25 protein-coding genes and 1 pseudogene are annotated in these 25,905 nt (G+C 65.7%); 16 read left to right on the top strand and 10 right to left on the bottom strand.

Annotated features, from left to right (window positions below; translation table 11 throughout):
* Nucleotides 1–168: 168 nt before the first annotated feature.
* From NKF06_RS01365 to NKF06_RS01355, 3 genes are read left to right on the top strand one after another with little or no spacing between them, the layout of a single operon-like run.
* Nucleotides 169–1,212, top strand: a complete 1,044-nt coding sequence (locus NKF06_RS01365) for a methyl-accepting chemotaxis protein (RefSeq protein WP_253244291.1) — start codon at nt 169–171, stop codon at nt 1,210–1,212.
* On the top strand, nt 1,213–1,650 hold the full coding sequence (locus NKF06_RS01360; protein ID WP_058826414.1) for a chemotaxis protein CheW: 438 nt from the start codon (nt 1,213–1,215) through the stop codon (nt 1,648–1,650).
* Between the two features lie 48 nt (nt 1,651–1,698).
* Nucleotides 1,699–3,009, top strand: coding sequence for an MFS transporter (locus tag NKF06_RS01355; protein ID WP_253244290.1), 1,311 nt, complete (start codon nt 1,699–1,701; stop codon nt 3,007–3,009).
* Between the two features lie 3 nt (nt 3,010–3,012).
* Here NKF06_RS01355 and NKF06_RS01350 read toward each other — a convergent pair whose 3' ends face one another.
* Nucleotides 3,013–3,618, bottom strand: a complete 606-nt coding sequence (locus tag NKF06_RS01350) for a hypothetical protein (protein WP_058826412.1) — start codon at nt 3,616–3,618, stop codon at nt 3,013–3,015.
* A 183-nt stretch (nt 3,619–3,801) separates the two neighbouring features.
* On the opposite strand from NKF06_RS01350, the gene NKF06_RS01345 reads away from it, so the two are divergent.
* The 4 genes from NKF06_RS01345 to NKF06_RS01330 all read left to right on the top strand — a co-directional run bounded on the left by NKF06_RS01345 (nt 3,802) and on the right by NKF06_RS01330 (nt 7,169).
* Complete coding sequence (locus tag NKF06_RS01345; protein WP_253244289.1) at nt 3,802–4,443, top strand: NADPH-dependent F420 reductase; 642 nt, start codon at nt 3,802–3,804, stop codon at nt 4,441–4,443.
* A gap of 176 nt (nt 4,444–4,619) precedes the next feature.
* On the top strand, nt 4,620–4,934 hold the full coding sequence (locus tag NKF06_RS01340; protein WP_058826410.1) for a HalOD1 output domain-containing protein: 315 nt from the start codon (nt 4,620–4,622) through the stop codon (nt 4,932–4,934).
* A gap of 181 nt (nt 4,935–5,115) precedes the next feature.
* Nucleotides 5,116–6,441, top strand: coding sequence for a phosphoglucosamine mutase (glmM, locus tag NKF06_RS01335; protein ID WP_256477167.1), 1,326 nt, complete (start codon nt 5,116–5,118; stop codon nt 6,439–6,441).
* 116 nt (nt 6,442–6,557) lie between these two features.
* The gene (locus tag NKF06_RS01330) at nt 6,558–7,169 is read left to right on the top strand and encodes a nitrous oxide reductase accessory protein NosL (RefSeq protein ID WP_253244287.1); all 612 of its coding nucleotides are present in this window, start codon (nt 6,558–6,560) and stop codon (nt 7,167–7,169) included.
* 47 nt (nt 7,170–7,216) lie between these two features.
* Here NKF06_RS01330 and NKF06_RS01325 read toward each other — a convergent pair whose 3' ends face one another.
* Together NKF06_RS01325 and NKF06_RS01320 are read right to left on the bottom strand one after the other, a co-directional pair.
* The gene (locus NKF06_RS01325; RefSeq protein WP_042663194.1) at nt 7,217–7,639 is read right to left on the bottom strand and encodes a hypothetical protein; all 423 of its coding nucleotides are present in this window, start codon (nt 7,637–7,639) and stop codon (nt 7,217–7,219) included.
* Between the two features lie 590 nt (nt 7,640–8,229).
* On the bottom strand, nt 8,230–8,508 hold the full coding sequence (locus NKF06_RS01320) for a PadR family transcriptional regulator (protein ID WP_004978148.1): 279 nt from the start codon (nt 8,506–8,508) through the stop codon (nt 8,230–8,232).
* 346 nt (nt 8,509–8,854) lie between these two features.
* On the opposite strand from NKF06_RS01320, the gene NKF06_RS01315 reads away from it, so the two are divergent.
* From NKF06_RS01315 to NKF06_RS01295, 5 genes are all read left to right on the top strand, one after another.
* Nucleotides 8,855–9,388, top strand: coding sequence for a hypothetical protein (locus NKF06_RS01315; protein WP_058826407.1), 534 nt, complete (start codon nt 8,855–8,857; stop codon nt 9,386–9,388).
* A gap of 461 nt (nt 9,389–9,849) precedes the next feature.
* On the top strand, nt 9,850–10,500 hold the full coding sequence (locus NKF06_RS01310) for a hypothetical protein (RefSeq protein ID WP_253244286.1): 651 nt from the start codon (nt 9,850–9,852) through the stop codon (nt 10,498–10,500).
* Between the two features lie 457 nt (nt 10,501–10,957).
* Nucleotides 10,958–12,127: a sugar phosphate nucleotidyltransferase gene (locus NKF06_RS01305; protein WP_253244285.1), complete on the top strand. Its 1,170-nt coding sequence runs from the start codon at nt 10,958–10,960 to the stop codon at nt 12,125–12,127.
* Nucleotides 12,127–13,944 (top strand): glutamine--fructose-6-phosphate transaminase (isomerizing), encoded by a 1,818-nt coding sequence (glmS, locus tag NKF06_RS01300; protein WP_253244284.1) that lies wholly within the window; start codon nt 12,127–12,129, stop codon nt 13,942–13,944. The genes NKF06_RS01305 and glmS overlap by 1 nt, the downstream gene beginning before the upstream one ends.
* A gap of 194 nt (nt 13,945–14,138) precedes the next feature.
* Complete coding sequence (locus NKF06_RS01295) at nt 14,139–14,699, top strand: winged helix-turn-helix domain-containing protein (RefSeq protein WP_253244283.1); 561 nt, start codon at nt 14,139–14,141, stop codon at nt 14,697–14,699.
* Between the two features lie 45 nt (nt 14,700–14,744).
* On the opposite strand, the gene NKF06_RS01290 is transcribed toward NKF06_RS01295, so the two are convergent.
* Nucleotides 14,745–14,978, bottom strand: coding sequence for a harpin-binding protein (locus NKF06_RS01290; protein ID WP_253244282.1), 234 nt, complete (start codon nt 14,976–14,978; stop codon nt 14,745–14,747).
* 159 nt (nt 14,979–15,137) lie between these two features.
* Between NKF06_RS01290 and NKF06_RS01285 the strand changes: the two genes are divergently transcribed.
* The 3 genes from NKF06_RS01285 (at nt 15,138) to NKF06_RS01275 (ending at nt 16,879) form a co-directional block, all read left to right on the top strand.
* The gene (locus NKF06_RS01285) at nt 15,138–15,914 is read left to right on the top strand and encodes a DICT sensory domain-containing protein (protein WP_253244281.1); all 777 of its coding nucleotides are present in this window, start codon (nt 15,138–15,140) and stop codon (nt 15,912–15,914) included.
* 89 nt (nt 15,915–16,003) lie between these two features.
* On the top strand, nt 16,004–16,360 hold the full coding sequence (locus NKF06_RS01280; protein ID WP_042663184.1) for a hypothetical protein: 357 nt from the start codon (nt 16,004–16,006) through the stop codon (nt 16,358–16,360).
* Between the two features lie 150 nt (nt 16,361–16,510).
* Nucleotides 16,511–16,879: a helix-turn-helix domain-containing protein gene (locus NKF06_RS01275; RefSeq protein ID WP_058828683.1), complete on the top strand. Its 369-nt coding sequence runs from the start codon at nt 16,511–16,513 to the stop codon at nt 16,877–16,879.
* 10 nt (nt 16,880–16,889) lie between these two features.
* On the opposite strand, the gene NKF06_RS01270 is transcribed toward NKF06_RS01275, so the two are convergent.
* The 3 genes from NKF06_RS01270 to glmU form a co-directional block, all read right to left on the bottom strand.
* Nucleotides 16,890–17,333, bottom strand: coding sequence for an Rrf2 family transcriptional regulator (locus NKF06_RS01270; protein ID WP_042663181.1), 444 nt, complete (start codon nt 17,331–17,333; stop codon nt 16,890–16,892).
* Nucleotides 17,334–17,547: 214 nt separating this feature from the next.
* Nucleotides 17,548–18,945: a response regulator gene (locus NKF06_RS01265; protein WP_253244280.1), complete on the bottom strand. Its 1,398-nt coding sequence runs from the start codon at nt 18,943–18,945 to the stop codon at nt 17,548–17,550.
* 104 nt (nt 18,946–19,049) lie between these two features.
* On the bottom strand, nt 19,050–20,297 hold the full coding sequence (gene glmU, locus NKF06_RS01260) for a bifunctional sugar-1-phosphate nucleotidylyltransferase/acetyltransferase (protein WP_253244279.1): 1,248 nt from the start codon (nt 20,295–20,297) through the stop codon (nt 19,050–19,052).
* A gap of 416 nt (nt 20,298–20,713) precedes the next feature.
* Between glmU and NKF06_RS01255 the strand changes: the two genes are divergently transcribed.
* The gene (locus NKF06_RS01255; protein WP_253244278.1) at nt 20,714–21,802 is read left to right on the top strand and encodes a guanosine monophosphate reductase; all 1,089 of its coding nucleotides are present in this window, start codon (nt 20,714–20,716) and stop codon (nt 21,800–21,802) included.
* Between the two features lie 683 nt (nt 21,803–22,485).
* Here NKF06_RS01255 and NKF06_RS01250 read toward each other — a convergent pair.
* The 3 genes and pseudogenes from NKF06_RS01250 to NKF06_RS01240 all read right to left on the bottom strand — a co-directional run.
* A complete protein-coding gene (locus NKF06_RS01250; protein ID WP_253244277.1) occupies nt 22,486–23,256 on the bottom strand; it encodes an IclR family transcriptional regulator in 771 nt (256 codons plus the stop codon).
* 69 nt (nt 23,257–23,325) lie between these two features.
* Nucleotides 23,326–24,698, bottom strand: a pseudogene (locus tag NKF06_RS01245) (MmgE/PrpD family protein).
* Nucleotides 24,699–24,725: 27 nt separating this feature from the next.
* On the bottom strand, nt 24,726–25,905 hold a 1,180-nt coding region (locus NKF06_RS01240; RefSeq protein ID WP_253244276.1), incomplete at its 5' end, for an MmgE/PrpD family protein.

The raw sequence follows: 25,905 nt of genomic DNA, 5'->3' as shown, positions 1-25,905 counted from the left end.
GACCGACGATTCCTGGTTCTGTCAGTGTCGGCAGCGTGGTATCTATCTTGCAATACCAATCCCGAATCCGTTATTCTTGGCCGTTTTGAGGCGATTAGCGGCAATTTGAGATTATCTCTATTGATACTGTCCGCGAATACTTATCACTTTACTCCCACACTCGTTCGTATGGCAATCGAGCGAAACGAACGGGAACCGGCCGCCGGAGACGGGGCTACCTCCCGACAGCACGACACGTATTCCGGTCCCGGTGCCGCCGGCGCGGCGACAGACGAGGTCCTCGACGACGTGGACGACGTGGACGACGCGACCGACGAAATCGGTACGGCCGTCGCCGAACTCTCCGACGCCTCCGAGAGCGTGGCCGTCAGCGCACAGGAAATAAGCGACCTCGCGGGCGACCAGTCGACCAACATGCATGAGGTCGCCGGCGAAGTGTCGAATCTGAGCGCCAGCGTCGAGCAGATAGCCTCCAGCGCCGACCAGACGAAGGCGATGAGCGACCAGGCGCGCGACCTCGCCGCCGAGGGTCGAAGCTCCGCCGACAACGCCGCGGACGCGATGGAGACCGTCGACGACGTGACCACCGAGGTGTACGACGAAATCACCGACCTCCGCGCGAAAGTCGACCAGATAGACAGCGTCGTCGAGGTCATCAACGACATCGCCGACCAGACGAACCTGCTCGCGCTCAACGCCTCTATCGAGGCCGCGCGGGCCGGGGAGGCGGGAGCCGGTTTCGCCGTCGTCGCCGACGAGGTCAAGAGCCTCGCGGAGCAGTCCCGCGACAGCGTCTCCGAAATCGAGACGGTCGTCGGCGACATCCAGGAGACGACGGAGACGACCGTCGGCAACATCGAGGAGGCGAACGAGGAGGTCAACGACGGCATCTCGGAGGTCGACGCGGCCGTCTCCGCCCTCCGGAACATCGACTCTGCGGTCGGTGAGGCCGCCGCCGGCGCGGAGGAGGTCGCCCGCGCGACCGACCAGCAGGCCGCGAGCACCGAGGAGGTGGCGAGCCTCGTCGACCAGACCGCTCGGGGCGCAGAAGAGGTCGCCGGCGAGATAGACCAGGTCGCCGCGGCCACCGAAGAGCAGACGGCGAAGATTTCGGAGGTCGCGCTCCTCGTTGGCCACATCGACGACGAGGTGGACGACCTCGAAGACGAACTCGACGCGGCCGAAGACGGGCGCTCCGTCCGGAGCGCGTAGATGTCACTCACGGACGCGCCCGGCGCGGCGCTCGACGAACCGACGCAGGTCCTCGAATTCGAAATCGGCGAGGAGCGTTACTGCGTGGCCCTTGATGTCGTCACCGAGATCATCGACCGCAAGCCGACCCGCTCGCTCCCGGACTCGCCGCCGCACGTCGTCGGCGCGATGGACTACCGGGGCGCGACGACGATGCTCGTCGACACGGCTTCGCTCCTCGGTGTGGGGTCGAACCCGGACGCCTCCCGCGTCGTCGTCTTCGACGCCGCCGACGAGGACGCGACCGTGTTCGGCTGGCTGGTCGACGAGGTCGACCGCGTGACGGCGGTCGACCCCGAGAGCGTCGACGACGCGCCGTTCGGCGACGACCTGACCCGCGGCGTCGTCAGGGGCGACGACGGCCTCGTCGTCTGGGTCGACCCGCCGGTCGACGAATAGGCCGACCGCACCGTACTTTCTTGAGTGCTCCCGCGAACCACTCGGACGATGGGAACACGCCGGGACGCCGTCGATAGCTTCGATTCCTTCCGGCAGTTCGTCGGACTCGAACGCGACGTGCTCGTCCTCTCGGTGGCGATGTTCGCGTTCAGCCTCTCGTTTCAGATGACCGGCCGGTACGTTCCGGAGTACCTCCGGGTGCTCGGTGCCGGCGCGACCGTGGTCGGTCTCTACGGGAGCGTCGGCAACCTCATCGGGGCGCTGTACCCGTATCCGGGCGGCGCGCTCTCCGACCGCCTCGGGTCGCGCCTCTCGCTCACGCTGTTTGGGACCGTCTCGTCGGCGGGCTTTCTCTTCTGGTTCGTCGCCCCGCAGGTCCCCGAGGTGACGCTCGCGGGCGTCTCGCTCGAACCGTGGCTCTGGATTTTCGTCGGGCTCTTTCTCACGCAGGCGTGGAAGTCGTTCGGCCTCGGTGCGACGTTCGCCATCGTCAAACAGAGCGTTCCGCCGGAGCGACTGGCGATGGGCTTCGCCAGCACCGAGATTTTCCGCCGCGTCGGCTTCCTCCTCGGACCGCTCATCGCGGCCGCGCTGTTGGCGGCGACGGCGACGTTCGTCGAGGGCTTCCGGTACGTCCTCATCGTGGCCGCGGCCTTCGGTATCGTCGCCACCGTCGCCCAGCACGTCCTCTACGACGCGGGCGGGGACTCGCTGGGCAAGTCGTTCGAGGGGCTCGCACAGCTCCGCGACGACCTCCGGTCGCTCCCGGAGACGCTCCGCCCGCTCCTCGTCGCAGACACGCTCATCCGGTTCGCCAACGGGATGGTGTACGTCTTCTTCGTCATCGTCGTCACGGAGTTCCTCGATGTCGGCTTCACCGGGTTCGGCGTCTCGCTCCGCCCAGACGCCTTCTTCGGCGTCCTCCTCGGCGTCGAGATGGTCGTCGCGCTCCTGACGAAACTCCCCGTCTCGAAGCTCGCCGAGCGAACCGGTCTCAAGCCGGTCGTCGGCCTCGGGTTCGCGGTGTACGCCGTCTTTCCGGTCCTCCTCATCTTCGCGCCGGCGGACCAGTGGGTCGTCGTCGCCCTCTTTGCCTTCTCGGGGCTCCGGTTCGCCGGCCTCCCCGCGCACAAGGCGCTCATCGTCGGCCCGGCGGAGCGAAACGCCGGCGGCCGGGTGACGGGCGCGTACTACCTCGTGCGGAACACCATCGTCATCCCGAGCGCGGCGCTCGGTGGCTGGCTCTACGCGAGCGACCCGACGCTGGCGTTCTCGGTCGCGTCGCTCGTCGGCGTGGTCGGCGTGGTTTACTTCGCCCTGCGCGGAAAAGAGTTCGAGGCGTACGCCGGCGGGACCTGACGCTCAGTTCGGGACGACGAGGTCGACCTCGAAGTAGTACATCGCGTCGAGGTCGCCCTCGAAGACGAGGTGGATGAGCGCGTTCTTGTCCGCCGGGACGTTGTTGCTCACGTCCGTGTCCTCGGCGACGAGCTCGCCCTCGGCGTCGTACACCCGACCGACGACGCTCAGCCGCCCGATTCGCGAGGCGGTGTCAACTGAGAGGCCGACGCGGTAGGTCTCCGCCTCCTCGTCGGTCTCGGCGTAGTTCTGCCACGCCTTCGCGTACGGGAGGTCAGAGGAGACGACGACGCCCGGCACGGGCCCCTTGGTCAGGAGTGTGCCCACGACGTCCGGGTCGTCGTCCTCGCGCTCGAAGTCGATGCGGTCTTCGGGAGCGTCGGTCGTCGGCTCCGGCGTCGATTCGGGTGTCGGTTCGGTGGGCTGTTCGGTCGTCGGCTCGGGGGTCGGCTCGGGCGAGTCGGTCGCCTGTCTCGCGGGCTGTTCGTCGCCGGCTGGGTCGTCGTTCTGGTCGGCCGCTGGGTCGAGCGCGTTACCCTCCGCACCGAGGCAGCCGGAGAGGAGCACCACGCTCGCTCCGACGCCGCCGAGGAATGTTCGTCTGTTCATGTCGCTTCCAACGCCACATATATACTAAATTATGATTGTACTGAATGGCTGAAGATTCCGGGATAGAGAAGGTCTGATGCGGTTATGTGGCTCATTACGATTAGTGAACCACGAGTGAGAGAGCCCTCATCCTTCGCCGCCGACCACACAAAGATTCAACTTTGTTAACATACATCTTTGTTCATGGACATCGGAATACTCGGCGCTGGCCGACTCGGCGGGACGTTGGCCCAACTCCTCGTGGAGTCGGACCACGAGGTGGCGATAGCCAACGAAAGCGGAGTCGAGTCGCTCACGGACCTCTCCGAGACGCTCGGGCCGCAACTTCGCGCGGTTGAACCGACGCAAGCGATTCGGTTCGGCGACGTGGTCTTCCTCGCCGTTCCGTTCCGAGAGCGCGATTCGCTACCCGACGCGGACCACTTCGCGGAGAAGATAGTCGTCGACGCGATGAACCCCTACACCGAGAACTTCCACGTCATCGACCTCGGTGACGACACCTCCTCGGAACTCGTCGCGGCCCAGCTCCCGGACGCGAAACTAGTCAAGTCGTTCAACACCATCCACTGGGAGACGCTGCGCGACCTCGGACACCCGGACCTTCCCGACTCGGAGCGTCTCGCGGTCTTCCTCGCCGGCGACGACTCGGACGCCAAAGCCCGCGTCGCCGACCTCATCCGTGACATCGGCTTCGGCCCGGTTGACGTCGGTGGCCTCGTTTCGGGCGGCGAACTACTGGAGCCCGGATCGGCGCTCTACAAGCGCGAAATCACGGTCGAGGAGGCGCGCAAAACCGTCCGAACGCTTCGTGCCCGGCAGGGCTGACCGTCGCTCCTCCGAAACCATCACGAATTTTGATTGTGTATGGTGGGCACCAGATTGCGATCGCGGAGTACCACGGCTGTACCCGTCTATTTCCGTGACGTTCACGAATTACAACTGTTCACAAATAGCATGGATTTAAGGGGAACCATCGCACACAGACGCCTGTTAAGGCACCCATGATGGCACAGACGAACGACTGGAAGGACTCGCGCGTGACGTACGACGAGTCGACCGGGTCATACCGCGTCGACCGCGACTCTTCCGAGCTCCTAAGCACGAACGTTGTATTGAGTATTGCGGCAATCGAGGGCGTCCGACCGACGCAGCTCCCGCCGCTCGCACAGACTATCGACCCCGACGCCCTCGAAACGGTCTTCGGCTGTTCTGAGGACGCACTCCTCTCGTTTTCCTACGCGGGCTACCGCGTGACGCTCGACGCGCTCGGTTCTATTGAAGTGGTCCCCATCGGCGACGCCCAGCCCCTCCAGTGAGGCGACTCACCGCCTAATCGCCGACCACTTACCGCTCATCCGCCCCGGCGAGTGGCGACACGGCCCCTCGATTCGTCACGCCGGCCTCGCGATTCGCCGCCTTCCAGTAGGTACCGCCTGACCGCCCGTTCGTGACAGTAGGCGAAACATACCAAAACGTCCTGTCACCGTCTCCCACGGTATGTTCGGAACGAGTGGAATCAGGGGTCCGGTTGGCCGAACCGTGACCGCCGAACTCGCCCTTCGAATCGGCCGCGCGGTCGGCTGCGACGCCTGCACCGTCGTCGTCGGGCAGGACGCCCGCCTCAGCGGGGACGTCCTCGCCGACGCCGTGAGCGCCGGCGTCCGCGAGTGCGGCGCGAACGTGGTCCGACTCGGCGTCGTCTCGACCCCCACAGTCGCCCGCGCGGTCGGCTGGGCCGGCGCGGACGCCGGTATCGGTATCACGGCGTCTCACAACCCCGCGTCGGACAACGGGCTGAAGCTCTGGACGCCGAGCGGCCGCGCCTTCGACAAGGCCCAGACGCGCGACATCGTCCACCGGCTCAACCGCGACGAGGTGTCGCTCGCCCCGTGGAACGAACTCGGCGAGGAGCGCGAGTGGTCCGACGCCGCGGCCCGCCACGTGAATCACCTCGTCTCGTCGTTCGACGACCTCGACGACGTGACCGTCGCGTTCGATCTCGGCAACGGCACGGGTCGCGTCTCGGTCGACGCGCTCTACGAGCTCGGCGCGACGGTCAACACCATCGACGGCCAACAGGACGGTCGGTTCCCCGCTCGTAAGAGCGAGCCGAACGCCGAGACGCTCACTGCGCTCCGCCGGACCGTTCCCGCGCTCGACGCGGACGTGGGACTCGCCCACGACGGCGACGCGGACCGACTCGTCGCGGTCGACGAGACCGGCGCGTACGTCCCCGGCGACGCGCTCCTCGCGCTGTTCGCGCGGGACGCCGTCTCCCCGGGCGACGCCGTCGCCGTCCCCGTCGACACGAGCCTCCTCGTGCAAGATGTGGTCGAATCCGCCGGGGGGCACGTCACCTACACGCCGGTCGGCGACGTCCACGTCGCCGAGGCGGTCGCCGAACCCGGCTACGTCTTCGGTGGCGAACCCTCCGGCGCGTGGATTTGGCCCGACGAGACGCTCGCGCCCGACGGTCACTACGCGGCGCTCAAACTCGCCGACCTCGTGGCCCGCGACGGGGCGCTGTCAGAACAGGTCGCCGACCTCGGCGGGGCGGCGTACGCCACCCGCCGCGCGAGCCTCTCGTTCGACGACAAACACCAGGCGATGGACCGCATCGCCCGCGACATCCACGCGACGTACGACGAGGTCGACACCATCGACGGCATCCGCGTCGACACCGACGACGGCTGGTTCCTCGTCCGCGCCAGCGGGACCGAACCGCTGGTCCGCATCACCGCGGAGGCTCGCGACGAGGAGGACGCCGACCGCCTGTTCGCGGACGTTCGCTCGCTCGTCGAGGGCGCGCGGGTCGTCGCCTGACCCCCTCATTTTTGTGACCCGTCCGCCTCCTCGGCGAGGGTAGTTCAGTTCGCGCACGCGAGCGACCGTTCTCACGGTTTATGTACCATGACGCCCGACCTCCGCACAGAGCGACGATGCACGATGACTCTCCGCCGCGCGACCGCTCGAACGGTTCGTTCACGCGCCGAGCCGCGACGAAAGCCGTTTCTCTCGGCGCGCTCGCGGCCCTCGCGGGCTGTCTCGGCGGCGGTTCGAACGCGGAGCCGACGCCCGAACCGGTCGATCTCTCGGGCGGGAAGGAAGACGACCAAGGCGGGATGGTCATCGGCCTCCACGCCGGCCCGAACGGACAGGTTTTCTACCGCGACAACGCGCCCGAGGACCACGACAACCCGGCGTGGTTCCACACCCTCAGCATGGGGCTGTTCCCGTACTACTTCGAACGCCGAGAGCAGGGCTGGGAGGCGACGGCGGTGTACGTCACGGACTACTCGACGGTCGACTACGAGCTCTCGACAGAGGGCGGCGACACGTTCATCTCGACTCACACCGGCGCTGAGACCTTCGGCGACGCCACCGAGATGACGTACGTCGTCGAAAGCGACGTGCTCGGAGGCATGGGTAAAGACCTGATTCCCTTTTCGTCGGGTCCCGACGCCGACGAGTTCGTCGCCGAATACGGCGGGGAAACCGTACCGTTCGACGACGTGACGCCCGAGTGGCTCAGCGGCTACATGCGCTCGTAGCGCCGCCGCTGTCGGTCGCTTCGAAAACAACGGAATTTCCGACGGCCTCAGAACGAGTCGTTGGGGATGCGGACGCCGTCGACGTAGACCGACACCGCGTCGGTCGACTGGAAGTTGGTGATGTCGCCCGCGAACTGGTAGCGCCGCGAGTCGTCGTCGACGGTACCCTCGGCGGCGGGACCGACCGTCCCGGTCGTGCTGAGCGCGCCGTTCGATTGGAGCGGTGAGATAGAGCCGCTGACCGTCACTTCGAACGAAGAGACGGGACCGGTGCCCGCAACGACGAGCGTGTGCCCGTCGTCGTCGACCGGTTCGTCGGCCTGTTCCGTCGCCGAGCCGAGCCCAGAGAACCCCGCGAGTGCACCAGTGGCCGATACCGACCCGCACAGCGCGAGGTACTTGCGTCTACCGACGTCGTCGTCAGTCGTCGTCGTTTCTGGGTCCTGCCCGGTGGACCGTTCACTTACCATGTCTCAGGGGTTGCGGATTACACCCATAAATGTTGCGATAATTACATTAGTAGGAATACATGAATATCTATCGACGATACTATTGCTATCGTTATTGTTCGAATTGCCGACGGATTCTGGTGATTCACTTTGACCAGAAAAACGACCGACAGCGACCTCTTATTCTCGAATTAATCCGTTTCTTATGGCTGCATTAATGTCTGATTTGCGGTGTCGATTTGAATGTCCTTCTTGTGATATTTTTGACGACGACCGAATGTACTAATTTCTGATAGATATTCTGGTGGCGTTCGCTGCGGCCGCGCTCTCGGCCGTCCGAGCGTCTATGCGCCTCGAAACCGCGGCGGACGGGTCAGGAGCCGCGGCGCCGGGCGTTGAGCCTCGTCGAACACGGTCGGCTCAGCGCCGCTGCGGTCGCTCAACTCGAATCGGCGCTGAAAAGGGGAGAGGACCGAACGAGACCGCGGGGACCGATGCGGCCACCAGCGACGAGCTGTTCTCGTCTTCTTTCTTCCGGGGCGAGCGTCCCACTCGCGCCCTCGGGTGTTCGAACGGACGGTTCGTCGCTCAGCTGTGGAGACGGCGGCGTGCTATCCGAGGAACCCGACGTGACGGTCTTCCCAGTCTCGGCGCTCGACGATGGACTCGCGGCCTTTCTCGGACATCTCGTAGAAGTTCGTTCGGCGGTCGTGCTGTCCCTTGTTCACGTACCCTTGTTCAACGAGGGCGTCGAGGTTCGGGTAGAGCCGACCGTGGTTCACCTCCCCGACGTCCTTGCTGATCATCTCTTTAATCTCCTGCCCGGACGGGCGCTCTGCGCCGGCAATCACGTACAGCAGGTCGCGCTGGAAGCCAGTCAATTCGAACATTGTAGTCTCGAATCTAAGTATCGCCGCCATCGGGTATTGTTAGCCACCTCTATACTGGACAATTGGGTTCCTTACCGCCGCTGTTGCGAGTTTGCTCCCATTCCGGCGCGAGGACTTTTCTCAAAACCGACGAGATGCGTAATCATCTCCGAGACCGAGATAACTCCCTCCCGCTGACCGTCTGTAACCCAGTAAATATCCCGTGAAGATGAGCTTAATCCTCGTTAGAAACTCGGTCAGTGCCTCCCGGAAACGTCACGATAACAAAGGTTGGTTGTGGTGTATTACGACTCAACCGGGCCTGGTCTTCTTTCGCATCGCATGCGAGAACCCCCCGCACACGACGATGACAACACTATCAAAAGACGAGCTCTTTCGCATCCTCAGTAACTCGCGCCGGAGGCAGATTCTCTACTTCCTTCACCGCGCGGGCGAAGCAATCTCGTTGAAGCAACTCGCGGCGATGGTCGCGGCTCGAGAGAACGGCACGGCGGTCGAGGACGTGACCGACGAAGAGCGACAGCGCGTGTATATCTCGCTGTACCAGACGCACCTCCCGAAACTCGAGAGCGCCGGACTGGTCGATTACGACGACGAGGAGCGGTCCGTCGAACTCGTCCCGAACGTCGCCAAGCGGGGGTTCTTCTGGATGCAACCCGACGCGCGCGAGTCGTGGAGTCGGTACTACGCACTTCTCGGCGCGGTCAGTTGGGTGCTCATCCTCGGAGTGTGGGCGGGGATCCCTGGATTCGCGCTCGTCTCGTGGAGCGCAATCGCGGTGTTCGTCTCCGCGGCGCTCCTCGTGCTGGTGTTCGCGCAGTACCTCTCCGAGCAACGTGAGGGTACCTCGGCCGACGCTTTCGAAGCGCTCGTGGAATAAACCGTCACCTCGAGACTGCCGTGGACAGTCGCTCCGGAGCTCTCGCGTATTCTCAGTCGGTGCTACTGCCGAATCGTCGTATCCGTGTACTTAACTCTCAGTCGAGTTTGGTGACGCGTCCAATTGCGATTCTCGCAGGTGAAAAACCGGGATACGCTACTGCTTCCCGGTAGTACAACGCTACTGTCGGATACATTGAAAGTCTGAGTTAGTATAGATTGTTACAACTACTTTACTCGCAGATTTTGCGACCCTAACAGTCGGAGAAATCAGAGTGTGGGATTCTCAGACAAGTATATATCCTCGTTTAACCTATTAACTCGTTGACCCTCTGAATCTGGAGCGCGCTTGGTGGGGCGCATCCAAAGGTTGTGGTCTGTGCAAAACGTCACGTGGTCTCCCCTCTCGACTGACCACGTCATTCGGTAGCACCCGACTACACAGTGGGGGAGGAAGGAACAATGGTTACCGATTCATTACAAGCTGACACCGACGTTGTTGACCAGACGACGAACGAACAACTCGCGGAGACTGGTGGTTCTCACGCGCTTTCCGAGCAGCAGCAACAACAACCCGAAATCGAAGCGCTCTCGAAGGACATCGTCTTCGAGATTCTGAAGAACCAGCGCCGGCGCGACGCGCTCCGGTACCTCAAGGAGAACGACGGCGAGGCGAAGCTCGGCGACATGGCCGAGTTCATCGCCGCGAAGGAAAACGGCATCGAGATAAAGGCGCTGTCGTCGAGCCAACGAAAGCGGGTGTACATCGGTCTGTACCAATGTCACCTCCCGAAGATGGACTCGGCGGGCATCGTCGACTTCGAGAAGAACCGCGGTGACATCACGCTTCTCGACACCGCGAAGCAGCTCGACCAGTACCTCGACGGCGACGTCGTCAGCACCGAGACCGACGACGAGCAGTCGGCGTCGCTCGCCGCGTCGCCGAAACGGAACCTCGCTATCGCCGCCGGCGTGGCCGCGACCGTCTCCGCCGGCCTGCTCGGTGTCCCCGGTCTCGAACAGATTCCGGCCGCCGGCTGGGCCGTGCTGAGCACCGCGACGCTCATGGCCATCACCGCGATGGAGTCGTACAAGGACCGCCTCGACCTCTGAGTCGGCCCCCACGCGCCCGCGTCGCGAACGATATCAACGAACAACTCGGATTTTACTTCGGTCTGCTTTCTGACAGCGGCGGCCTTGCTCGCCGCTTGCCCGTCGATATCGTTCTCTCGGACGCTCTCTCCCTCCCACTTCGCTTCTGACTCTCACGCTCCCGTTCCCGTTCTCGACTCGCGGGTGTGATTCGCAGACCGTGCAACCGACGTGGCGGCTTCGGCACGCCACGACACCGCCGGGAGAACGCCCGCCCCGATTAGGAGCGTCCGAACCCGCTTCCCTTCCGATTTAAGCTGGCTTTCGCCGTTTGCAACAGTCTCACACGCGATCCTAACGCGCGACCGGTTCGGGGAACCCTCTGTATAACAATCCCCGTCGCCGTCCCTGTTCCCTCTATGACTCACTCACCGTCACGGCCACGTTCTGAACGTCCGTCGCTCGCGGGAGGGCGCGAATGAACGACCGTATCACCGAGGCGGTCGTCCTCGCGGCCGGCGAGGGGCGACGGCTCCGCCCGCTCACCACCTTCCAACCGAAGCCGATGCTCCCGGTCGCCAACCGGCCGGTCATCGAGTACGTCCTCGACGCGCTGTTCGAATCAGGTATCGAGCACGTCGTCGTCGTCGTGGGCCACCGCGCCGACCGCATCCAGTCGCATCTCTCTGCGACCTACTCGGACGTGGACATCGAGTTCGTCCACCAGGACTCGCGTCTCGGCAGCGGCCACGCGCTCCTCCTCGCCGAGGGTCTCGTCTCCGGTCCCTTCGTCGTCTGCAACGGCGACAACGTCGTCGACGCCGACATCGTCTCGACGGTGCTCGAACGCTTCTCGACGACCGACTCCGTGGCGACGGTCGCGGTCGCCGAATCCGACACGCCCGAGGAGTACGGCGTCATCGTCGAGGACAACGGCCGCATCGCCGACATCGACGAACACGCCGTCGACAGCGAGGGCTATCTCGTCAACGCGGGCGTCTACGTCTTCGACGACGCCGTCTTCGAGGCGCTCCGGCACATCCCGCCGCACGACGGTGAGACGCGGCTTCCCGACGTGATTCACTACCTCGACGGGAACGTCACGTCCGTCCTCGTCAACGGTGGCTGGCTCGACCCCTCGCACCCGTGGGGACTCCTCTCCGTGACGGAGACGCTCCTCGCGCGCAGACACGACTCCGCGGTCGCCGAGTCGGCGCGGATTCACGAGCGCGCGCTCGTCGGCGACCACGTCGTCGTCGGCGAGGACTGCGACGTGGGGCCGGGCGCGGTCATCAGCGCCGGCTCGTGCCTCCAAGACAACGTATCGGTCGGCGCGAACAGCGTCATCGAGCGCTCCATCCTCTCGACCGACGCGCGGGTCGGGGCGGGCGTCGTCCTCCGTGACTCCGTCGTCGGCTCCGGCGCGACCGTCGGCGACGGCGTCGTCTCCCCCGGCGGCCGGGCGGACGTCATCCTCGAAGGCCGGCTCTACACCGACCGCCGTCTCGGCAGCATCATCGGCGACCGCGCCGAGGTCGGCGCGAACGTGACGCTCACAGCGGGTAGTCGCGTCGGCGCGGAGGCCGTCGTCGGCCCCGGCACGGTCTTACACGGCGACGTTCGCGAGCGCGTGGAGGTGACCCACTGATGTGCGGAATCACCGCCTGCATCGGCGCGGACAACTCCGTTGACTCGCTCGTCGACGGACTCCAGCGGCTGGAGTACCGCGGCTACGACTCAGCTGGCATCGCCGTGAAAAACGGCTCGGGCATCTCGCTGACGAAGCGCGTCGGCGAGGTCTCCGAACTCGTCGCGGCGGTCGAGCAGAACCCCATCGCCGGCGACTACGGCATCGGCCACACCCGCTGGGCGACCCACGGCGGCGTCACCGACGGCAACGCCCACCCCCACACCGATGAGTCGGGCCGCATCGCCGTCGTCCACAACGGCATCATCTCGAACTTCCAGTCGCTCCGCAGCGACCTCGAATCCCGCGGACACGTCTTCAGCAGCGAGACCGACACCGAAGTCATCCCGCACCTCATCGAGGAGAACCTCCGCGACGGCGCGACCCCCGAGGAGGCCTTCCGCGCCGCGGTCGGCAGCCTCTCGGGGAGCTACGCCATCGCAGCCATCATCGGCGACGAGGAGGCCATCTTCGCGACCCGCTCCGGGTCGCCGCTGGTCCTCGGCGTCGGCGACGGCGAGTACTACCTCGCCAGCGACGTGCCCGCGTTCATCCAGCACACGGCGCGCGTCGTCTACCTCCACGACGGCGACTTCGTCGTCACCCGCTCGGACGGCTACGAAATCACGGACTCGGCCGGTCGCGCGGTCGACCGTCCCGTCGAACACGTCGAGTGGGACCCCGAGACGGCGACGAAGGGCGGCTACGAGCACTACATGTACAAGGAGATTCACGAGCAGCCCGGCGCGCTCCGGCGGACCACCCAGGGCCGCCTGAACACCCACGCCGGCGGCGTCGAACTCGAGGAGTTCCCGCCGGAGTCGTTCGCCGACGTGAAGCAGGTCCACCTCCTCGCGATGGGCACCTCGCACCACGCCGGGATGTACGCGGCGTCCCTGCTCAACTCCCGTGGCATTCCCGCCTACGCGTTCATGGCCGGCGAGTACTCGGTCATCAAGCCGCCGGTGACGCCCGACACGCTCGTTATCGCGGTCAGCCAGTCCGGCGAGACCGCCGACACCCTCGACGCCGTGCGCCGCGCCCGCGCCGCCGGCGCGCGGACCCTCGCGGTCACGAACGTCGTCGGCTCGTCGATAACCCGCGAGTGCGACGACGAACTGCTCATCCGCGCCGGCCCCGAAATCGGCGTCGCGGCCACGAAGACGTTCTCGTCGCAGGTGACGGCGCTGACGCTCCTCACGGAGCGCATCGTCGAGGACGTGACCGGTGCGAAGTCGCCCGCCGCGCGCGACCTGATGGAGGCCCTCTCGCGGCTCCCGGGCGACGTACAGGAGGTGCTCGACACCTCGATGGCCCGCGAAATCGCCATCGAGTACGAGGGCAGCGACGCGTACTTCTTCATCGGCCGCGGGGTCGCCCACCCCGTCGCTCTCGAAGGCGCGCTGAAGTTCAAGGAGATATCCTACGAACACGCCGAGGGGTTCGCCGCCTCGGAACTCAAACACGGGCCGCTGGCGCTCGTCACGCCGCTGTCGCCGGTGTTCGCCATCTTCACCGGCCACGAGGACGAGGCGACGCTGAGCAACGTCAAGGAGGTCCAAGCCCGCGGTGCGCCCGTCATCGCCATCACGAGCGACCGCTCTGGCGAAGTGACCGAGTTCGCCGACCACGTGCTCCGGATTCCGGACACGCACCCCGACATCGCCGGCGTCCTCGCCAACGTTCAGCTCCAGCTCGTCGCGTACCACGCCGCGGACCTGCTCGAACGACCCATCGACAAGCCGCGCAACCTCGCCAAGTGCGTCACCGTCGAGTGAGTCGCGCGGCGACGTGACGCGGTGGGTAACCCCGCCGACTCCCCGTATTTTGCTCCCGTTAATCCGCCGTCGACGCTCGATTTTGGCGGCCGACTCGCTATTTTCAGGTGTTCGCGAACGTTCGGGAATAAGTGAAGATTATCTCGACTGTAGGCACCGATTACATATTACCTGCCCGCGTCAGGTAGTACGCGATGACCCGACGTGACCTCGTGGACGACGTTCTTTCGGCCGCAGACGACCCTCCGGGCCCGCTGGCCGACGAGAGCGACGCTTCCCCGGCGACGGACGAGACCGACATCCCTCCCGAGTTGTCCGACGACGACCTTCTCGACGCGCTCGGTGACGAGGTCTCCCGGGACGTACTGTTGGCGTGCAACCGCGCGCCGATGACCGCGGAGGAACTCGCGGAGAACTGCGATGTCTCCGAATCGACCATCTACCGCCGCCTCGAGACGCTTTCGAGCCTCGGGCTCGTCGAGCGAACGCAGCGAGTCAACACGCCGAGCAAGACGTGCTACGAGACGGTCGTCGACGGCCTCTCGATTCACCTCGGCGACAGCCTCCGCGTCGAGGCGGGGTCGAGCAACTACGTCGTCGACGCGATGCGCACGCTTCTGGCCGCGATAGACGTCCAACAGCTCGCGTACGACCGCGAGCAAAACAGCGTGGACGTTCGGTTCCGACTGGCACCGCACCTGCTCGATGCGCTAGTGGAACTGTACGTCAGAGACACGAATTCACGCGAGGAATAGTACCCAGACTGCCGATTCATGTTCAGGTTCGTTCGCCGTACCGTCCTATCGCCGCCACGACCCGTCGACCTCGCCGAGGACGAGCGCGAGCGCGTCTTTCGCACGCCCGACCGCGATGAGTTCGCGGGCGGTCGCGGCGGTGAGGGGGCCGATAGACTGCGAGGACGCGAGGCCCTCCACGATGTCGGGGACCTCGGCGGTGAACCACGAACTAGCGTCAGTTCCGGATTCGTCGTCGACTCCCGCAGACGACCGAGAGTGGGGCGCGTCGGAAATCATACTGAACGTACACGCTTGTGGGGGATAGTTAGGAATCTGTTTTTGTCGCGGTAGCGACTCCCTTCCTCACGAGTCACTCGGTTCTGCGTACTGAATCGTCGAATCTCACTCATCTTATTATTGCAAAGAATAATAACCCGGTGTAGCGTTTCCCCGGTAATGTCTCTCAGCGAACTCATCTCCGGCGTCGCCGCCTCGGAGCGAACACTGACGGTGTTCAATCCGACTCCCGGCGTCGTCGAGCGACTCGCCGAGCACTTTGCGGATCGAAACGTCTCGGTGGTGTCTGCGAGTTCCGACGAGGGCCCTTCGAACTATGCGGTGCTGGGGACCGGCGACAAGTTCCACACGGCGGTCTCGGTCGACGACCTCCTCGCACGCCCCGAGGACGTCGAACCGGGATTCGAACGCGACTCGTACGCGCCGATTCTCGACCACCTCGACGAGACGCTGTTTACCTCCTATGACCGTCAGCAGATGCTCAACGCCACCCGCGAAATCGAGGACCGCGCGTGGCGCGTCGGCGCGGGCGAACTCCATTCCGGCTTTCAGTCCGGCGGGAACCTCCGTCCCCAACTCGAAACGTACCGCCGTCTCGGCGGCCGCAACGACCTCTCGGTCCACGCGTACATCTACCCGAACGGCGAGGTCCCGCAGGCCGACCAGTTCCAACTGCACCTCGCGCGCTCCGATGAGATTCGGCGCTCCTGGTTCGTCGCCTACGACGGCAACGGCGTCGGCGACTACAAGTGCGCGCTCGTCGCCGAGGAGACCGAACCGGGGTTCGGCTTCACTGGCTTTTGGACGTACGACCCTTCGACGGTCGACTACATCGTTAACCACCTCGTCTCGTCGTACTCGATTATCGAACCCGATGGCTCGGGCGACACCGACTCCCGTCGTCAGATGATTGCTCGACCGAAGGCCAGCCGCTGACTCGGGTTTACTCCTTTTCGTTCGCCCACAGAATCAATTCGGAGAACTGGGCGCGAATACTTACGAATGCCCGCCGGGAACCGGGCGGTATGGTTGACGGAATCCTCCTCGACGCCTCGCACCTGAAAGGCAAGGTCAAGGGCGGCCGCGCCGGAGCCGAAATCGCCGGAATGAGCTACATCGGCTACGAACTCGCGGTCACAGAGCGGAGCATCCACGTCTACGGCGACCACTGTAATGCTGACATCCAAGACGAAGAGTACCGCTACCTCATCGTCCCGCTCGACTCGGTCCGAGGAGTCGAACTCAAGGACCTGTCCGACCGAGGCCGGTGCCTGCAGATTCACGCGCTAGACGATGAGGTGATACTCTTCTCGGAGAACCAGTCGAGCCTCTCGAAGAACCTCAAGCGCGTGTTCCTCCTCCTCTCGCGGCTGCTCGCCTGAGCGGGCAGTCAGTCAAGCGGGGCAGTCGGTCGATGACTGGTGGTCGTCGGTTGGTCGGCCAGTCGCTCGGTCCGCAGACGAATCAGGTAACGTTTCGAAAGCAGGTAAACTGACCGAACCGCTAAAGAGGGTCGGAACCGAGGTGGGTGTATGGCCACGGATATGAACCTCGACGACGCCCCCTGTCCCATCATCAACTCGCTGAAACAAATCGGGTCACAGTGGCGTCTCATCGTCCTCCACGACCTCCAAGACGGTGAAAAGCGGTTCAACGAACTGAAGCGCTCGACCGGCGCGAGTTCGCGGACGCTCTCTCGCGTCCTCGACGACCTGCAGGAACACGGCTTCGTCAACCGCCGGATGGAAGAGGACGCACCGGTCGCGACGTACTACTCGCTGACCGATAAGGGCGTCTCGCTGTGCCCGGTGTTCGACGAGATTCAGGAGTGGGCCACCGAGTGGCTCGACGCCGAGCACGAAGAGTCGGCCGAGGCCGAGACGATCCAGTCGACGGCCTGAGCGCCGCTTTCTACACTTCGAGCGGGTCGCCCTCTGCCGTCTCGAAAATCTCCTCGTGGACTTCCGCGACGGTGACCGAGTCGAGTTCGTCGAGCATCGCCTGAATCGCCGGTTCGAGCAGTTCGCCGAGGACCGGCTGGATGTGTTCGCCGACGGTGCACTCGTCGTTCGGTTCGTTCGTGTGGAAGCAGAACGGCTCGGCGTCCTCCACCGCCTCGTAGATGTCGCGAAGCGTGATGGCGTCCGGCTCGCGGGCCAGCGTGAAGCCGCCGGTCGGGCCGCGCTTGGAATCGACGAGGTCCGCCTCCCGGAGCGAACACAGAAGCTGACGGATGACCACCGGGTTCGTGTTGACGCTCCACGCGAGACGGTCGGAAGACAGCCGTTCGTCGCTCCGCACCGCCAAGTTTGTCAGCACGTGCGTCGCGACGACGAATCGGCTGCTGTTCGACATACACGTTCTTTGGAGCTACGGGCATTTTAGATTTCACGGTGATGCGCCGATTTCGCCGGATTCTCCGTGGAATCGACGTTTTTCAACCCCCGAACCGAATCGGGGGTTCGATATTCGAATTCGGTCACGAGAACTGACCGGATGGGGTTCCGAACGGACGAAAAGTAGACCCGGCGTCGGCCGACTCGGGCGGGTCGACCGGGCGTCGGTCGGTTCACTCCTCGTTTTCGTCAGCGCTCTCGTCTGCGTTCGCCTCCCCCGCCTCGTCCTCCTCGACGGTCGCCGGGAGCGCGTCGACGTCGGTCGCCCGCATGAGCGCGATGACCACGTTGTCGGCGACCTCCGCGGCGAACCGCAGTTCGTCGGTCCGCCACTGCCGCGGCTCGCCGACGTGTTCGTGACAGACGACGCCGACGACTTCGCCGCCCGACCTGACTGTCGCGTCGAGCATCGACGCGATGCCCTTCGGTTCGAGGTAGCCGTTCCGTAGTTCGGCGGTCGCGGGGTCGGTCTGAACGTCGTCGACGCCGAGCGACCGATTCCCCGCCAGCGCCTCGAAGTACGACGGGTAGTTTGACGCAGTTAGCGTCGCCCCGGCCGTGTGCTCGCCCGACACCTGGTCGTACTGGTCGACACAGCGGAGCGTCTCGGCGTCGTCGAACAGCCAGATACTCGCCCGCTCGACGCTCAACACCGTCGCCATCGTCTCGGTGATGCGCGGGAGGGCGTCTTCGAACGACCCCGCGATGACCGTCTCGTCGGTCGCGAGGTCGATGAGCGCCCGGCGTTGGCGCTCTCGCCGTTCCCGTTCGCGGTACGCCTCGGTCACGTCGCGGAACACGACGACGACGCCTTCGACCTCCCCGTCGTCGGTCCTGATGGGCGACATGCTGTCTTCGATGTACCGCTCGTCGCCGTCGCTCGTGACGAGTTTCGTTCTCGCGCCGAGCTCGACCGGCCCGCCCGCCTCGGCGACGCGCTGCATCGGGTCAATTCGTTCGCCGGTCTCCGCGTCGACGAGGTGGAACACGTCGGAAAGCGGCTCGCCCACGGCGGCGTCGGCGTCGTAGCCGGTTATCTCCTCGGCCGTTCGGTTCAGTTGGGTGACCGTCCCACTGGCGTCGGTGGCGACGACGCCCTCCGCGATGGAGTCGAGGGTGACGCGGAGATGCGCCTCGCGCTCCCGGAGCCGCTGCTCCGCGCGCCTGTGTTCCGTGATTCTGACGAGTGTCTGCCGGAGGACACCGTACTGCGCCGTCGGGTCGCCACCCTTCTGGAGGTAGCTGTCCGCGCCGAGATTCAGCGCCTCGATGGCAACCTCCTCGCGGCTCCGCCCGGTGAAGATGACGAAGGGAATGTCGGAGCCGCGCTCGTCGCGGAGCACCGATAGGAGTTCGAGACCAGACATCTCGGGCATCTGGTAGTCGGAGACGACCGCGTCGAACGACTCCCTCTCGAGGAGCGCCAGCCCCCGCCGCGGCGAGTCGGTCGTCTCGACCTCGATACCGTCGTCCGTCGATTCGAGAAACCGCTTCGTCAGCGCCAACAGCCCCTCGTCGTCGTCGACGTAGAGCACGCGTATCGTCGGTGATTCCCCCTCGGCCCCGTCCATGTACTGTCGTGATTCTTCGCTGTTGTGTCTGATAACTGTTTGGTGAATTAACTGTTATATTGGTGTCATGAACTGGTGAGGTGGGCGTTCTCGCGGCGTCTCGGTCAGTCGTCGTCGGTGGTCGGCGAGTCGCCGTCCGTCTCGCCGCTCGCACCGTCGTCGATGCGGTCGTAGAGCACGGACTCGCCGGGTTTGACCGTGCCGTCGGTCGGGATTCTGACACCCGCGTTCAGCGAGGCGTTGATGCCGGTTTTCACCCCGTCGCCGAGGACGACGCCGTACTTCCGACGGCCCGAGGAGACGAGTTCGCCCTTGAGCATCTGCCGGACGGGCTCGCCGTCGTGCCGGAGGTTCGCTACTTTGGTCCCCGCGCCGAAGTTCACGTCGCGGCCGAGGAGGCTGTCGCCGACGTACGAGAGATGGCCGACCGTCGCGCCCTCCATCAGGACGCTGTTTTTCACCTCGACCGCGTGGCCGACCTTGGCGTTCTCACCGACGAGCGTGTGCCCGCGGATGTAGGCGTTCGGCCCGACGGTGGCTCCGCTGCGGACGAGCACCGGCCCTTCGATGACCACGCCGGAGCGAACCGTCGCGCCCTCCTCGACGACGACCGGTCCGTCGAGTTCGGCGCGCTCGGACACGTCGCCGTCGATTCGCGGTTCGAGTTCGCCGAGTTTCCACTCGTTGGCTTCGAGGAGTTCCCACGGGCGACCCACGTCGAGCCAGCGGTCGAAGGCGACGCCGCGCACGTCGTAGGCCTCGCAGGTCGCCGCGAGCACGTCGGTCAGTTCGAGTTCCCCGCGGTCGCTCTCGTCCACGTCGAGCCAGCCGTGGGCCTCGGCCGGGAAGACGTACGCACCGGCGTTGACGAGGTCCGACGGCGGGTCCGCGGGCTTTTCGACGACGCCGGTGACGAAGCCCTCGTCGTCGGTGTCGAGGACGCCGTAGGAACTCGGGTCGTCGACGCGGAACGAACCAACCGCAGGCGTCCCCTCGTACAGCGTCGAAAGCGACGGCACGTCGTACAGCGCGTCGCCGTTGAGCACGACGAACGGTTCGTCGGGGTCGAGATGGGGGGCCGCGGCGCGGACCGCGTCGGCCGTCCCGCGCTGTTCTGACTGCACGGCGAACTCGACCGGGACGCCGCCGCGCTCGTCGCCGAAGTAGTCACGCACGTCAGCGGCCTCGTAACCGACGACGAGCGTGATGTCCGTCGCGCCGGCCGCGACGGCGGCGTCGGCGGTGTGCGCGACGAGCGGCCGGTCGGACACGGGGAGCATCGGCTTGGGTCGGCGGTCCGTGAGCGGACGCATCCGGGTGCCGCGGCCGGCGGCGAGAATGACAGTCTGCATACCTGCGTAAGGAACTCCCCGGAAGAAATTCCTTCGGTCCGGGAAGTACGGGGCGAGGACCAATCGCGACGTTGTGGGTTGCCTCTGTTCCACCTACCGGTACCGACTCGAGGTGGTGCGGTCGGTACGGCAACTATCTGTCAATATCAGTCTGGCAAAACGCTTGCGAACTCCGCCCAGGGTTCGAGTCCGATATTCGCTCCCTCGCGACGCTGTCGCTCCCGGACGGTTCGAACCACACGGCCCGCGAACGGCGAATGTCTTGGGGTTACGATGGGTTGGAGATTCGCACGAGACGCGGCGCCGTGTGTTAGTGAACAGACGAACGCCAGCGCGTAATAGTTTCGTTCCGCGGCGAGGCGAACCGCGTTCGTCGGCGTTATTACCGTCCCACCCTTCGGCTGTGGAGGGTTACGATGGAGATTCGCACAGGACTCTCTTACGGAGACGTATTGCTGGTTCCACAGCGCTCCCCGGTCGACAGCCGGAGCGACGTGGACCTCTCGACTAACGTGACGCCGGGCTTGCGCCTCGACACGCCGCTCGTCAGCGCGGCCATGGACACTGTCACCGAAGCGGACCTCGCGGCGGCGCTCTCCGGCCTCGGTGGCCTCGGCGTCGTCCACCGCTTCCTCGACGTGGACGAGCAGGCCGAACAGGTCCGCCGCGTCGCCGAGGCGGGCGGGACCGTCTCGGGCGCGGTCGGTATCAACGAAGACTACCTCGACCGGACCGAGGCGCTCCTCGACGCCGGTGCGGACGCTATCGTCGTGGACATCGCCCACGGCCACATGGAGCGGTGTCTGGACGCCGTCGAACGGATTCGCGACGAGTTCGACCCCGAAATCGTCGCGGGTAACGTCGTCACGCCGGCGGCCGTCGAAGACCTCTGGGAGGCCGGCGCGGGCTGCGTGAAAGTCGGTGTCGGTCCCGGCTCGCACTGCACGACCCGAGAGGTCGCGGGCGCGGGCTACCCACAGCTCACGGCCGTCTCGGAGTGCGCTGAGCGGGCGCACGACCTCGGTATCCACGTCATGGCCGACGGGGGGATTCGGACCTCCGGCGACGCCGCGAAGGCCCTCATGGCCGGCGCGGACACCGTCATGATGGGGAGCTTCTTCGCCGGGACCGACGAGGCACCGGGCCGCGTCGTCGAGGTCGACGGCGAGACGTACAAGCGCTCCCGCGGGATGGCCTCCACGGAGGCCGCCGCCGACCGCGATGACAAACAGAGCGACGTGGACGCCGGCGAGGGCGTCGAGGCGCTCACGCCCTACAAGGGGCCGGTCGAACCGCTCGTTGAGGAGTTCCTCGGCGGGGTTCGCTCCGGCGTGAGCTACTGCGGCGGTCACACTATCGCGGACGCCCGCGAGAAGGCGTCGTTCGTCCGCGTCGCGGCGAGCGCGAAGGAACGCGAGGGCGCCCACGGCGTCGTCTTCGCCGAGGGGCCCGTTGAGGTCGACGAGGAGATCGAACGCGAGTTGCAGGCTCCGATGGCCGACTGACTCCGGGAGTCGGGAACCGCCCCCGACGCGATACGACGAGATGGGGCGAGAGTGCGGACCGCCACGCCGGCGACCGCGCTCCCGCAGAGCGACGGCGTTGGCCTGACTCACCGGTGTCGCCGCGCTCGAAAAATATTTCAGATCCAATAGTATTTCTTCTGTATTTTTGAATATTGGTAGTTATCGAGTTCGAGTAAGTAGCTTCGGTGTGAATTCAAACACTCGGCAGTCGGGGCCACCGCAGGCAGACCAGTCGAGTTCACTTGTCATCCCAAACACCGAAATTTCGCTCGGACAACGCGTTAAAGACGTGAAAACGCGTCGTTCGTCTGTTTTGAATCGACGCCGGCACGTTCGAATCTCGGACGGGAGAACTCGGTCACCGAAACGGGTCTGTTGCTCCCATGACGCTCTTCGACGATTACCTATCAATTTTCAATGTGCACTTTGATACTGATAGGTTTGCCGACGAGCACCACAGAACTCGACCGGCTCGCGTGACAGCCGTATCTGTGTCACGGGAAGCGAGAGTCGGCTCGTTCCTTGGCGTGACAAGGATAATTTTGTAATGAATTTCTGCGTCGGCCGGCTCGCGTCCGAACAGTTCCGGGAGCAGACCGTCCGGCGTCAAATATCGCTCGCAACCCACTGTAGACGAACGCCTGTTCAGTATAGCTGGACGACTACGAGTAGGTCGCGCGGATGCCGATGACGCGGGCGGCCTGCGTCACCATCTCCGGGACCTCCGTGTGGTACCACTCGCCTTTCATCCGGGTGGTCGGACCGGAGACACTGATTGCGCCGAGGATAGTCTCGTCGTCGGAGAGAATCGGCGCGCCGACCGCCCGCATACCGGTGATGCGCTCTTCGTCGTTGAAGGCGTAGCCGCGCTCGCGAATCGTCGCCAACTCGGCTTCGAGGGCGTCGCGGTCGTCTATCGTCTTCGTCGTCAGGCGTGTCAGTTCGCCGTCGAGAATCTCGCTTCGGCGCTCCTCGTCGCAGAAGGCGAGGTAGGACTTGCCGACCGACGTGGTGTGGAGGTCGACGGTCGTACCGATGTGCGAGTCGGTCTGGAGGCCCTGTTCGGACTTCACTTGGTAGATGTAGACGCCCCGGCCGTTCTCTTCGACCATGACCTGCCCACGTTCGCCGACAGCCTCGACGAGGTCGTCCATCTCGCCGATGGAGGCGTGGTACAGCGCGTGTCGCGTCCGGGCGTGGTCGCCGAGGTCGAGGAACTTCAGGCCCAGCGCGTACTCGTCGCCCTGCCTGACGACGTAATCGAGCTCTGCGAGCGTCTTGAGGTGGTTGTGGGCCGTACTCTTCGAGATGCCGAGGTCGTTCGCTATCTCCGACACCCCGCTCGCGTCGTGGTCTCTGATGTGTTCGACGATGCGGAACGAGGTTTTCGTAGCGCCGATTGTTCCCGTCGCATCGTTCCCGTTCGTGGTCATAGTTAGCAATCAGGGAGTGAGGTAATAATTGTTGGTGTTTCGTTCGGGCAGGCCGAACAAGTGTTCGCCTTAGTACCGAGTTAGCGCGGCCACGATCTCGCGGACCGGCCTCGAACCGACCGCCGAGAGCGCGTCGAGCGCCGTATCGGCGGCGTCGCCCCCGAGACCGAACGCGAGCAGGTCACGGTTGCGCGAGGCGAGGTCGGACTCCGAAAGCGGGTCGCGGTAGTCGCCGCGGGGGTACTCGCGCTCGCCGACGTAGCGACTCCCATCGCGGGCGGTCACTTCGACGCGCGCGCCCAGTCGTCGGGGAAGGCCCGCTCGAACGCCTCGTCCGCGTGGAGGTGGACCCGCTCCGAGAGCGCTTGGACGGCCTCGTCGCCGAGCGCGTCGTCGAGGAAGTGGTCGAGTTCGACGCTCCCGTCCGCGACCCAGCGGGCGAGGACGTACGGCGTCGAGAACTTCGCCGCGGTGAGCGTCTCGGGTCGCGCGTGATTCATATCGACGCCGTTGCGGTAGGTGTACACGTCGATTCGGCCCACGTCGTCGGGTGCGAGTCCGTCCGCGCCGGCGTCCCGCAGGGCGTCGAGCGGGGCGTGGGTGTAGCGACACGACGGGTACGGCTTCTGGTAGGCCTCGGTAATCCACCAATCGTCGCCGAGGGAGTCGAACAGCGCGGCGAACTCGCCGTCTCCGAGGAGCGTTTCGAACGGATCGTAGACGGCTTCCATCGCGGCGGGCGACCCCCGGAGTCCGGCGGCGGCCAGCGTCGCGGCGCTTACGCCGGCCTGCGCGGAGAAGCCGGCGGTGACGTTCCGCGACGGCGCGCCCTCCGCGAAGGGGTCGTGCATGGAGACGACCGCGAGGTTCAGCGCGGTCCGGACCGTCTCGCGCACCTCGTCGGGCGACTGCCCCGCGCAGACGGCGGCGGTCAGCGCCGGCCCGAGGGTCGTCCACGTCGAGTGCGGGTCGCGGACGAGCCATGGAATCGCCTCGTTCATCCGGGCCTTCATCGCGAAGATGGCGTACTCGAAGCGCGCGCAGAGTTCGTACGAGCGGACGCAGGCGTCCACGAACGTCTCGCCGTCCACGTCGTGGGCTTCGGCGACGCCGACCGCGCCTGCGACGATGCTCGCGCCGACGTGGCCGCCGCGGTTGTGGCCCTCCTCTATCTCCTGTGTTATCGCCGCCGTCGCGTTCAACAGTGCCGCCTGCGCCGGGTCGGCGCGGCGGTCGGTCCCGAGGACGGACGCCGGGCCGTCGGCCAGATTCGCGTCGCGGAAGACGCCCGCGTGCTGCGGAGCGGCCGCCCCCGCGACGGTCGCCGCGAGCACGTCCGCGACGATTCGCTCGCCGTCGGCGCGCACGTCGTCGGGTAGATCCTCGGTCAGAAAGCGGTACACCTGTCGTTCCCAGTCGCGGACTGGTTCCTGTGAAATCATGGTCTGAATACGTGGTCGAAAGGCGGCTCAGGCCCGGGTGAGGGCACAGAGCACGCGGGGGGCGGCGGGTTCGGTCGCCGCGGTCCAGAGGTCGTTGACGCCGCCGTCGCCGATGACGGGCGCGACGAGTCGGTCGAACTTCGCTCTGAGTTCCGATTCGGTGAAGGGGTCGCGCTCGCCGCCGCGGGCGGCGCGCACCTCGCGGGCGTACTGCTCGCCGTCGGCCGTCTCGACGGTGACGCGCGCGCCGCGCTCGTCGGGGGCACGGGTCGCGAACTCTTCGGTGGCGACCACATCGACGCGGCGGGCGAACCCGAGCGCGGTCTTCGTGAGCGCCTCGTCCATGAACGCCTCCTTGCCGGTCTCACCGGTCGTCAGGGCCGAAGCGACGGCGAAGGGAACCGAGAACTTCGCCTGCAACGCGTTCTCGGGTGCGGGGTCCGACAGCGCGGCCGCGGCGGGGTACGTCTCGACGCTGACCGACTCGATGTCGGCCGCGCCGACGCCCGTCTCCTCGACGAGGAGCGCCACGGCGTCGAGGGCGGCGTGGGTGTAGCGGCAGGCCGCGTGGACCTTGAAGTAGCCCCGCTCGATTTCCCACCGCTCGCCGAGTCCGTCGGCGAGGGCGCTCCGGTCGGGGCCGTCCGCAGCGACGGGCTCGAGGTGTCGGACCACGCCGTCGTCGAGGCCGGTGAAGCCCGATTCGGCTTGGTCGACTGCGAGGACCCCCGAGAGGTTGCTCATCCCGACGTAGCCGTTCCTGACGGTCGCGCCCTCGGTGGCCGCCTCGAACCGGGTGTGCTGGGCGTAGTTCGCCGCCATGCGCATCGCGTCGAGCGTCGTCTCGGCGTCGAGGCCACGGAGTCGGGCGACGGCCGCGGCGGTCCCGACGCCGCCCCACACGCCGTGGGGGTGGAGGCCGTCGGCGAGCGGGACGACTGTCTCGGCGGTTCGAACCGCCGCCTCGTAGCCGGCGACGAACGCCGTCAGGAACTCGTCACCGCTGCGGTAGGCCGACTCGCCGTCCGCGAGGAGCGCGGGGAGGACGTGAATCGCCGGGTGGCCGGCCGCGAAGCGGTGGCCCTCGTCGAGTTCGAGGACGCTTCCGGCGGCCGCGTTAACGAACGCGGCGCGGTACGCCGAGGTCCGCTCGCCTGCAGTCCCCATGATGGTCGATTCGCCGCCGTTTTCGTCGGCCCACCGGCGC

The sequence above is a fragment of the Haloferax sp. AB510 genome (genome assembly GCF_024136985.1).
Taxonomy (GTDB): domain Archaea; phylum Halobacteriota; class Halobacteria; order Halobacteriales; family Haloferacaceae; genus Haloferax.
Note: the sequence above shows the minus strand (reverse complement) of the source record. Positions and strands in the feature narration are given on the sequence as shown.